The sequence below is a fragment of the Streptomyces sp. ATexAB-D23 genome, assembly GCF_000373645.1.
In the GTDB taxonomy this organism is placed as follows: Bacteria; Actinomycetota; Actinomycetes; order Streptomycetales; family Streptomycetaceae; genus Streptomyces; species Streptomyces castrisilvae.
This window is the reverse complement of the sequence record NZ_KB892010.1, coordinates 1-9,349: the sequence shown is the minus strand read 5'-3', so window position 1 is coordinate 9,349 and position 9,349 is coordinate 1. Positions and strand designations below refer to the sequence as shown.

Below are 9,349 nucleotides of genomic sequence, written 5' to 3'. Positions count from 1 at the left end.
ACCGCCTCGACCTCGGCGTGTGAGGCTCATAAAGTCATCGCTGCTGGTCGGCACCCGCCTACAGGCTCGTCGACGGGGACTTGTAATGCTGCCCTGATGATCGTGTCCCTGCTCTACCGCACCGCATCGACGCCCACTCGACCGGACTCCCTGCAGGCACCACACGCCGCACCCACTTCGCCGACCTCGACCTCACACCCCGACCCCGCCGGAAGCCCCGCACACCACCCGCGAATCGGGCGACAGTCCCACAGGGCCGGGTCGGTATCCGTGGTGCGTGCCATCGTGGATGCGCTGCAGGATGGGTCTGTCCAATTGGCAGCCGCCGAGGACGGGCGCAAGCACGGCAGATGAGGGGCATTCACCGTGTCCGATCCAGGCACGGTGAACCCAGTCGGCCGGTCAGCCCCGCACGGTGCGCACCAGCAGGTCGGTGAGCAGGCGGATGTCGTTGGGGGTGTTTTGCAGGCCATTCCAGCGGCGCTGTTCGCCGTCGGGGAAGCGCCACATGCCGGAGGTCCAGGCGGTGACCGGCATCAGGCTCAGGATGGCGTTGCGGACCCGGTCGCAGTCGACGTCTTCGGCGGCCATGCCGTCGGTGAGGCTATCCATGACGAAACCCATGGCTTGGATGCCTGCTCCGTGGCTGAGGCGGGACTGGCGGGGCGGGAGCTTCCAGGCGTCGCTGAAGGTTTCCTGCACGATGGTCCAAAAGGAGCGCAGGTGCAGCAGCATGCGTTCGACGTCGCCGGAGCCGTCTTCGGGGTTGCGGTACTGGTAGAGGGCCCCTTCGAAGAGGCTGTGCTCCAGCATGCGCAGCAGGCTGGTGTCTTTGATGTTGCCGTGGGGGGAGGTGGGGCTGGCGACGCGGCCGTAGAAGGGGCCCTCGCCGTCGATGTTGAGGCGGGTCATCAACTGCGCTGGCAGGCGCTTGCGGGCGTAGGAGGGAGGGAGGTGTCCGCTGGTTTCGGGCAGCAGTTCGTGGATGAGGCCCTTGGGTAGCGGCTTGGTGGAGTTGACCAGGATGAACTGGGAGCGCTGATCTTGTTGATCGTCGGCGATGAATCCGACGGCGGCTACGGGGAATTCGGCCAGGTCCGCGTCGCGGATGGCGGCGCTGCGCTGCTGTCCGTCCACGATCAGGGCGGGCTTTCCCTCATCGGGAAGGGATTCGTCGACGGGGATGACCAATTCTCCCGGGACGGAGTAGTCGACGCCGGCAGCCCGGCGTGCTCCGGTCTCGAACCTGACGGACTCGTCGAACGCCAGGACCAGGGCGTTGGGGAGCATGGCGTTGTCGGACTCGAGGTAGCGGCGGATGCCCCGGATGTGGCTGAGGACTTCGGGTCGCTGGTAGCCCTGCAGGCTGCTGCTGTCGTCCCGCCGGACGCGGGAGACGGCGGCGAAGCTGTGGATCTTCTTTCCGTCGACAGCGAAGCAGTAGATTTTTCGGTCACCCTGACGCACTTCAAGTGCGGGGAGCCTGAGTTCGTAGCGGTCGGCCATCGCATCTCCTGACATGGATAAAAAGTAGAGGGCGGATCTTACCCGAAGGTGAGTGATCGAATTTTCGCTTCGAGCACGGTCAAATTATGAAATCCGCGACGCTTGTTTCGCTCACTCCCCCGGAATATCACGATCTCAATTCCGTGCTTCTCACACAGGGCGCAGGGACAGATGCGCCAGGGCGCATCGCTCAGAGTGCGCTCGTACACTTCGAGGTAGCTTTTCTTTTTGGGCCCGAGTACGAGGGATTCGTAGGTTCCGAGGGCGGTCAGGACCTCCTCTATGGACGTTTCCTCGCGATCGAATTCGCGCAGGGCGCGCAGGCTGGCTCGCTCGGCGGCGATTGCTTCTGCCTGCGACACGTTCCCGGACAGGATGAGCCGCTTGAGTGCGGGGTTTCCGTCGACTTGGGGGACCCTGATGGCCGTGTAGGAGTCGGTGGCCGAGTGGTAGTTATTGCGGTCATCCATGAAGGCCTGACGGAAGGCGGAGGTACTGTCGAAACTGGTCACGCCGTGACGGGCGAACTGTTCCATGCTGTCCACCCGGTTGATGCCGAGGAGATGCAGTCCTGTTCCCGGGGAGCGAATGTCGTCGATGGCGCGCAGGCAGGAGAGGATTTCGTGTGATTTGAGGGGAACCATGCCGCCCAGTGCGATGCGCCGGTACCCCATCTTCTGCAACTGCTTCACGCTGTGCGCGTAGCTTTGCGGGCCCCAACCCTGTGCTGCACCGACCGGTTCGAAGTGCGCGCCTGATTTTCGTGTTGCGGTAATGAATTCTTCGGCAAGTCCCAGGGAGATTTGCTGCCGGGTGATCCAGGCGTCTTCGGGCTGCTTATCAGACTCTTCGGGAATATACCCGAAGATAATGTGGTCGATACTAATTCCCGCATCGAATCCACAACGGCCGTAGAAGTCCATGACTTCATCCACCTCGTAAGGCGGACGCTCTTCGTCTATATAGTTGAAGGCGCCACAGTCACCGATGGTGGCACAGGCTTCGGGGAGACGAAAGAAATTTCTCACGCCCAGCCGGTAGAAACGCTCGCGCTGCGGGGAGGAGTATTTTCCCGAGCCTTTCACGGATCCGTCGACGACCGCCTTGCTGACGAGGATCCCGTCGTAGGGGATCGGCGTCACAACCTGGTGAGCGTAGACGTCGTCCCGTTGGCGCACACGGTAGGGCGAGTACTCGTCGTTGACGAAGTCGTAGGTGGGGCTCACCAGGTCCTGACTGTCAGGAAAATAAAATTTCACGCGGCTTTTGCCTTTTCCTGCACATAGATACGGAGGAGGTAGTTCGACAGGGTGCTGATGTGGCGCGGGTTGTTCTGGAGTTCGTTCCAAGGGATGTTCAGGTCCGGCCAGCGCCCGTCGGTCCAACGGCAGTGCGGTGCGACTAGTGCGAGTTCGGCCCGTGCCTGCTCAAGCGCATGGGGAGATGCAGGGGGGATGGCCATCATTACGCGGTCCATGAGACGCCCCATGGAGCGGATGCCCACTCCGTGCATCAGCCGACTCCGAGTCGCCGGCAGGCCCCACGCTTCCGGGAAGGTGTCGCGGACGGCATTCCAATAGATGACAAGAATCTGCCGGATCGTGGCAGTGTCGACGGTGCCGTTAGACAGATTTTTGTAGGGGAAGAAAACACCCGAAGGGGAGTTGAGGGATTCTTGTATGGCCGTGGTGAGGCTGTTGTCGGTGACGACAGCCTCCGCTTTCTGCTCGGCAGTGGTGGAAGGGCGCCGCACCAAACCGTGGAAGGGCGAATCCTTGTCCTGATTGAGGGCTTCGACCAGGACCGAGGGGAGTTTCCTGGCGGACAGTTTGGTCGGCAGCACCGTGCCGACTTCGGGAAGCAGTTCGGTGACGAGGTTGGTCGGCAGCGGAGAGACCGTGTTCACGCGCAGGAACTGGTCTCGCTGGGTTTCCAGGTCTTCGGCGACAAACCCAGCGATGGTCACGGCCAGGCGGGTGTTGCGCGTACGTGCCAGAGCGAGGCTGCGCTGCTGGCCGTCAACGATCCAGGCCGGCCGGGGGGCATCGGGGGAATCGGGGAGAGGGATCTCCAGCGTCCCGGAGGTACACAGGCCGTCGCTGCTGCTGGGGCCGGGGCTGGACTTGAACCGCACACTGGAGGGCAAGGCGAGGATCAGTCCGTTGGGAAAGAGGACCTCGTCACTGTCGAGATACTCCAGGATCTGCTTGACGTGCTGCTTTTTCTCGGGGCGCTGGTAGCCAATGAGTCTGCCTGCCTCGTCCCGGGAGATCCGCGCGACGTCGGCGACCTGGTGCACCTCTTCTGCCGCCAAGGTGAACACATACAGCGGGATCGTGGGGTGCTGCTCGATCCGCAGGGCCCGACGCTTAAGCACAGTGAAAGTCATCAGCGGCCAATCGTTGATGTGTACAGGTCTGCAAAGCGCTTCTGTTCACAGGCCATCCCCTTGTCTCTGAAGAGACGCAGCAGTCGAGTGCGGGAGGAGTCGGGGTGGAGGGCCTTCATCTCTTTGATGAAGGCGATCACCAGCTCGTCCGACATAGGTGTGCGGGCGTAACGTTCGGGCCGGGCCGCCTGAGAGGCCCAGGCATCCCAACGCGCCTGTGCCTCAGGGCTGATGAGGCGGCCCGGCGTGCAGTGCTCGAGCCAGGAGGCTGCCATGCGGGTGTTCAAGCTGGTGAGGGTTCCGCCGAGGGCCTTCCGCAGGGCGGCATTGGCCGGCACCCGCAGCACCCCGCCCAGATCGCAGGCGCCCCCGATCAGCACCACCTCGGCGTCGGCGGCCGCGAGCCCGCGCAAGTCCCGCTGCATGGCCTGGGCGTAGGTCTCCGACAGCACCACCAGTGCCCGTCCGGCGGCCGTGGCGATCTTAGACAGATCGCTGGCGCCGTCCAGGTGCTGCAGGTGATCCCACCACCGGGATGCTTCAGGACTGGAGAAAGCCACGGAATCTGCGTGTCGTGGTACGAAAGTCGCTGCATACGACGGCGCCAGGCTGGAGACTTGCCGTAGGCCCAGGCCGGCCGAGGCTACATAGAGACGAGGGACAAACCCTGCTCGAGCTGCGGCGTCGGTGAGAGCGAGCGCACGCCGCCACTGATCCCCCTGGTAGAGGTCCTGCAGTTTCGCCTGCCGGCCCTGGACTGCCTGCAGGCGGCGTGCCCATTCCGCGGCTCGCTGCGGCAGGTCGCCGCTGGGCAGGGTGCGGGCTTGCAGGTCCGCGAGGGGTGGTGAGGCCTTCCGGTCCGTGCACGTGACCACGATGGGCAACTCGTTCACTGCGACTCGACCCCTGACTTCCGTAACTCGATTTTTGTTGTGGTTACTGTAGCCGGTAGTTAGGGGGGTAGGCTGCACCTGCCTCAACTGAGGAAACTGGACTGCAGATAGGGGAGTGACAGCATGGACCGTCCCGCGATCGTGTTGCTGAGCGGCGGCCTGGACTCGACCACGGTGCTGGCCATCGCCAAGGACCAGGGATTCACTCCCTACGCGCTCAGCTTCCGCTACGGCCAGCGGCACAGCATCGAGCTGGAGGCGGCTCAGCGCGTGGCGCAGACCCAGGGCGTGGCCCGGCACGTCATTGCCGACATCGATCTGCGGGTTTTCGGCGGCTCTGCCCTGACCTCCGACATCGAGGTGCCCAAGCACGAGACGCTGGAGGACGTCGAGGAGGGCGGGGTGCCGATCACGTATGTGCCGGCCCGCAACACGATCTTCCTCTCATTCGCGCTGGCGTTCGCCGAGACGGTCGGTGCCAGCGACATCTTCACCGGGGTCACAGCCGTGGACTACAGCGGCTACCCCGACTGCCGCCCCGAGTACATGGAGGCCTTCGCCACCATGGCCAACCTGGCCACCCGAGCCGGGGTGGAAGGAACCTCCAAGATCACCCTGCATTCCCCCCTGATCGCGCTGTCCAAGGCCGACATCGTGCGCGAGGGCCTGCGACTGGGCGTGGACTACTCCCTTACTTCCTCCTGCTACGACCCCGACGAGCAGGGGCAGGCCTGCGGTAAGTGCGACACCTGCCTGCTGCGCCTGAAGGGCTTCGCTGAAGCCGGCGTGAAGGACCCCGTCCGGTATCAGAGCGCCTGAGCATGACCTATCTGATCAAGGAAATCTTCTACACCCTGCAGGGAGAAGGCAGCCACGCAGGGCGTCCGGCGGTCTTCTGCCGCTTCTCCCGCTGCAACCTGTGGACAGGCCGGGAACAGGACAGGGCCCGCGCCATCTGCCAGTTCTGCGACACCGACTTCGTCGGCACCGACGGTGAAGGTGGCGGCCGCTTTCGCACCCCGCAGGACCTAGCCGATGCCGTGGAGGCCGCCTGGCCCACGACCGATCGAGCCCACCGGTTCGTGGTGTGCACCGGTGGAGAGCCCCTGCTGCAACTGGATGAAGAAACCATCGAGGCTCTGCACGAGCGCGGCTTCGAAGTCGCAGTGGAAACCAACGGCACTCGCCCGGCCCCACGAGGGATCGACTGGCTGTGCGTCAGCCCCAAGATCGGCTCCACTCTGGTCCTCACCCAGGGTGACGAACTGAAACTGGTCTACCCGCAGGTCGGCGGTGACCCCGCCCAGTTCGAAGAACTGGACTTCCGGCACTTCAGGCTGCAACCGCTGGATGACGCTCACCGTGAAGCCCATACCCGTGCCACCGTCGAATACTGCATGAAGAACCCGCGCTGGACTCTCTCCCTCCAGACGCACAAGTATCTGGGAATTCAGTAATGGAAATCTTTCGCGAGTTCACCTTCGAAGCAGCGCACCGCCTGCCGCGCGTACCTGAGGGCCACAAGTGTGCCCGCCTCCACGGCCACTCCTACAAGGTGATCGTGCACGTCGAAGCCCCCGTCGATGCAGAACTGGGCTGGGTGATGGACTTCGGCGACATCAAGCGGGCCTTCAAGCCCATCGATGCTCAACTCGACCACTACTACCTGAACGACATCGAAGGCCTGGACAACCCCACCAGCGAGAACCTGGCCCGCTGGATCTGGGACCGGCTGATCGGCGAACTTCCCGCACTGTCCGAGATCACCGTGCGGGAAACCTGCACCTCCGGTTGCACTTATCGAGGCGTGTAAGGCATGCACGACATCCAAAACGAAGCCGACCGCCGCGGCATTTCCATCGACGAGGTGGGCATCAGCGGCCTGCGTTACCCCCTCACCTTCGACGACGGCTACACCCGACAGCAGGGCATTGCTGACATCAGCGTCACCGTCGGCCTGCAAGCCGACCGGCGCGGCACCCACATGAGCCGCATGATCGCGCTCGTGCACGAGGAAGTCGCCACGCTGACCCCGCAGGAGTTTCCCATCGCTCTCAAGCGTGGCCTCGCCCTGCTCGATGCACCGGCTCTCACCCTCACCCTGACCCTGCCCATCGCCACGGCTGTCACCGCCCCCGCCAGCCAGCGGGAATCCTGGCAGGCCCACGACGTCACCGTCACCGGCCGCATCACCGCTTCCGGATGCACTGTCACCACCTCGGTGACCACGCACGTCACCAGCCTGTGCCCCTGCTCCAAAGCCATCTCCGACTACGGCGCCCACAACCAACGCAGCGAGATCACCCTGGAGATCACCGGCACCGACGACACCCCTTATCCCCTACCGGTCCACGAGATCATCCAGATGCTGCGTGCCACTGGCTCCGCTCCCGTCATCCCGCTTATTAAGCGGCCTGATGAACGCGTCGTCACCATGCAGGCCTACGACCACCCCGTGTTCGTCGAAGACATCATCCGGGACATAAGCCTCACCTGCCGAGACAAAGGGCTGACCCACACCGTCACGGCGAAGAACCTGGAAAGCATCCACAGCCACGACGCCATCGCGAGCCTCACTTACAACCACCACTGACCCGCCACAGGCGGCAGGGCCTCGGCGTAGTCGCGTTGCGTCCGGTTTGTGATCATCCGAGGCCGAGGAATGCGAGGGGCCATCGGGGATCGCGGGCGTTGCGTCGCAGGCCCGCGACGCAACGTTGGAGCACAACGGTCTCTTAAAGCGGGTCGCCGCAACCCCTACAGGTGTCTTCGTCATCGTCGTACATAACGCCGCAGCAGTACGTGGGGCCGCCGCTGACTTCAGAAGCCGTTGTCCTATCGATCTTGAGTGCGGTGTGATCGAAAGTGGCTGTCGGGGTGGGTGAATCTTGCCGTGTCCTGGCATGAGGACAGGGCCTCTGGTGCAGTTCGGAGTTGTCGAGAAACCGAGCGCGCCGGGAGGCCCTGTTGTCTATGTTGTACGCGGTCGGGGGTGGGGATCTCAACTCGGCGGTTGTGTCGTGCGATTGTTTCGCTCACCGGTTCGAGAACGCGGCCGATCAGCCCCACCGGGAGCCGGCATATGGCACGGATCTGACGGATACCGAGTGGCGGGAGATCTGTCCGCTGCTGCCGGTGCCGGGGTGGTTGGAGGGTCATGTCCCATCTCGTGGTGTAGCTGATCAGTTGGTGCTTTCTGGGAGGGCCTGGGTGTTGTCCGGATAGAGGCTGTCCATGCTCTCGGTGGAAAGGTAGCGGCGGGGGAACGCGATCCACTCGTCGTGGAGTTCGGCGAGGACGGCGGTGGCGAGCCGGGCGACAGCGCCGGTGTTCGGGAAGACCTGGACGACGTCGGAGCGTCGTTTGATCTCCCGGTTCAGCCGTTCGAGTGGGTTGGTCGACTGGATCTTCTTCCAGTGTTGATGGGGAAAGTCCGCGAAGGCGGTCAGGTCCTCCTTCGAGGACAGCAGCATCTCTTTGACCTTGGGGAACTGTGCGCCGAGCATGTCTGCGACGGTGTCGAGGTGGGTCCGGACCGTTTCGGCGGTGGGCTGGGCGAAGAGCGTGCGGATCGTCGCGGCGACCATCTCCGCGGCTCCTTTGGGGATCACGGAGAAGACGTTGCGGACGAAGTGCACCCGGCAGCGTTGCCAGGCGGCGCCGAGCATGACCTTGCGGATGGCCTTGACCAGGCCGCTGTGGCTGTCGGAGATGACCAGGCGGACGCCACTGAGACCGCGGTCGCGCAACGAGCACAGGAACGTGGCCCAGAAGGCTTCGGTCTCGCTGTCGCCGACCATGACGCCCAGGACCTCGCGGCCGCCGTCCTGGGTGACACCGGTGGCGATGACCACGGCCTGGGAGACGATTCGGTGGTCCACCCGGGCTTTGACGCAGGTCGCGTCGAGGTAGACGTAGGGGAAGCGGGTGTGGTCCAGGGGCCGGGTGCGGAACACTTCGAGCTGTTCGTCGAGATCGCCGCAGATCCGGGAGACCTCGCTCTTGGATATGCCGGTGTCCGAGCCGAGCGCCTTGACCAGGTCATCGACGTTGCGGGTGGAGACACCGTGAACGTAAGCCTCCATGATCACAGCGTAGAGGGCCTGGTCGATACGACGCCGGCGCTCGAGCAGGCTGGGGAAAAAGCTCCCGGCCCGCAGTTTCGGGATCGCCAGCTCCAGATCCCCGGCCTGCGTGGTCACCGTCTTGTCCCGGTGCCCGTTGCGGTAGCCGGTCCGGGTGGAGGCATGCTCGTTCCACTCCGCCCCGATCTGCGCGGTGGCCTCGGCCTCGATCAGCTCCTGCAACAGCCGCTCGGCGACTTCGCGCACGAGTTCAAGACCGTCCGCCGAACGTAGTGACTCCAGCAGGCGAAGTAGGTCATGCTGTGACAAGGCCACCGTGTACCCCCTTGGGTCGAACTGCCCGTTCACCAAGGACAGTTACACGGTCGCCGACCTCGTTCTCAGGGAGTACACAGAGGCAGTCGACGCACCCGCCGGCTCACAACGGGCGCACATCCCCCACCAAGATCCGCTACACCACTCCACGGGACACCATC

9 protein-coding genes are annotated in these 9,349 nt (G+C 64.0%); 4 read left to right on the top strand and 5 right to left on the bottom strand.

The genetic code is table 11. From position 1 onward, the window contains the following. Positions 1-402 precede the first annotated feature (402 nt). Genes dbpB (B082_RS0111090) through B082_RS39810 form a run of 4 tightly spaced genes read right to left on the bottom strand, consistent with a single transcriptional unit; the run spans position 403 to position 4,455 of the window. Positions 403-1,506, bottom strand: a complete 1,104-nt coding sequence (dbpB, locus tag B082_RS0111090; protein ID WP_018551864.1) for a DGQHR domain-containing protein DpdB — start codon at positions 1,504-1,506, stop codon at positions 403-405. 38 nt (positions 1,507-1,544) lie between these two features. Next, entirely contained in the window at positions 1,545-2,732 is a 1,188-nt protein-coding gene (dpdA, locus tag B082_RS0111085) for a tRNA-guanine transglycosylase DpdA (protein ID WP_234018143.1), read from the bottom strand. A 29-nt stretch (positions 2,733-2,761) separates the two neighbouring features. Beyond that, positions 2,762-3,895 carry a DGQHR domain-containing protein DpdB gene (gene dbpB, locus B082_RS0111080; RefSeq protein WP_018551862.1) on the bottom strand — a complete coding sequence of 378 codons (1,134 nt, stop codon included), beginning with the start codon at positions 3,893-3,895 and terminating at the stop codon, positions 2,762-2,764. After that, complete coding sequence (locus B082_RS39810; protein WP_234018142.1) at positions 3,895-4,455, bottom strand: hypothetical protein; 561 nt, start codon at positions 4,453-4,455, stop codon at positions 3,895-3,897. Before B082_RS39810 ends, dbpB (B082_RS0111080) begins: the two co-directional genes overlap by 1 nt. Before the next feature lie 456 nt (positions 4,456-4,911). Here B082_RS39810 and queC point away from each other — a divergent pair, with 456 nt between their 5' ends. The 4 genes from queC to B082_RS0111055 are packed head-to-tail and all read left to right on the top strand — an operon-like array spanning position 4,912 to position 7,381. Next, complete coding sequence (queC, locus tag B082_RS0111070) at positions 4,912-5,607, top strand: 7-cyano-7-deazaguanine synthase QueC (protein WP_018551860.1); 696 nt, start codon at positions 4,912-4,914, stop codon at positions 5,605-5,607. Between the two features lie 2 nt (positions 5,608-5,609). Further along, positions 5,610-6,245, top strand: coding sequence for a 7-carboxy-7-deazaguanine synthase (gene queE, locus B082_RS0111065; RefSeq protein WP_018551859.1), 636 nt, complete (start codon positions 5,610-5,612; stop codon positions 6,243-6,245). After that, a complete protein-coding gene (gene queD / locus B082_RS0111060; protein ID WP_018551858.1) occupies positions 6,245-6,601 on the top strand; it encodes a 6-carboxytetrahydropterin synthase QueD in 357 nt (118 codons plus the stop codon). The genes queE and queD overlap by 1 nt, the downstream gene beginning before the upstream one ends. 3 nt (positions 6,602-6,604) lie before the next feature. Continuing rightward, positions 6,605-7,381 (top strand): GTP cyclohydrolase I FolE2, encoded by a 777-nt coding sequence (locus B082_RS0111055; protein ID WP_018551857.1) that lies wholly within the window; start codon positions 6,605-6,607, stop codon positions 7,379-7,381. Positions 7,382-7,970: 589 nt separating this feature from the next. On the opposite strand, the gene B082_RS0111050 is transcribed toward B082_RS0111055, so the two are convergent. Continuing rightward, positions 7,971-9,188 carry an IS256 family transposase gene (locus B082_RS0111050; RefSeq protein ID WP_026249656.1) on the bottom strand — a complete coding sequence of 406 codons (1,218 nt, stop codon included), beginning with the start codon at positions 9,186-9,188 and terminating at the stop codon, positions 7,971-7,973. Between the last annotated feature and the right edge of the window lie 161 nt (positions 9,189-9,349).

Excerpts from the sequence above, each read along its gene's own strand:
- queD (WP_018551858.1), top strand. The coding sequence starts at position 6,245 with ATGGAAATCTTTCGCGAGTTCACCTTCGAAGCAGCGCACCGCCTGCCG.
- queC (WP_018551860.1), top strand. The coding sequence starts at position 4,912 with ATGGACCGTCCCGCGATCGTGTTGCTGAGCGGCGGCCTGGACTCGACC.
- dbpB (WP_018551862.1), bottom strand. The coding sequence starts at position 3,895 with ATGACTTTCACTGTGCTTAAGCGTCGGGCCCTGCGGATCGAGCAGCAC.
- dbpB (WP_018551864.1), bottom strand. The coding sequence starts at position 1,506 with ATGGCCGACCGCTACGAACTCAGGCTCCCCGCACTTGAAGTGCGTCAG.
- queE (WP_018551859.1), top strand. The coding sequence starts at position 5,610 with ATGACCTATCTGATCAAGGAAATCTTCTACACCCTGCAGGGAGAAGGC.
- B082_RS0111055 (WP_018551857.1), top strand. The coding sequence starts at position 6,605 with ATGCACGACATCCAAAACGAAGCCGACCGCCGCGGCATTTCCATCGAC.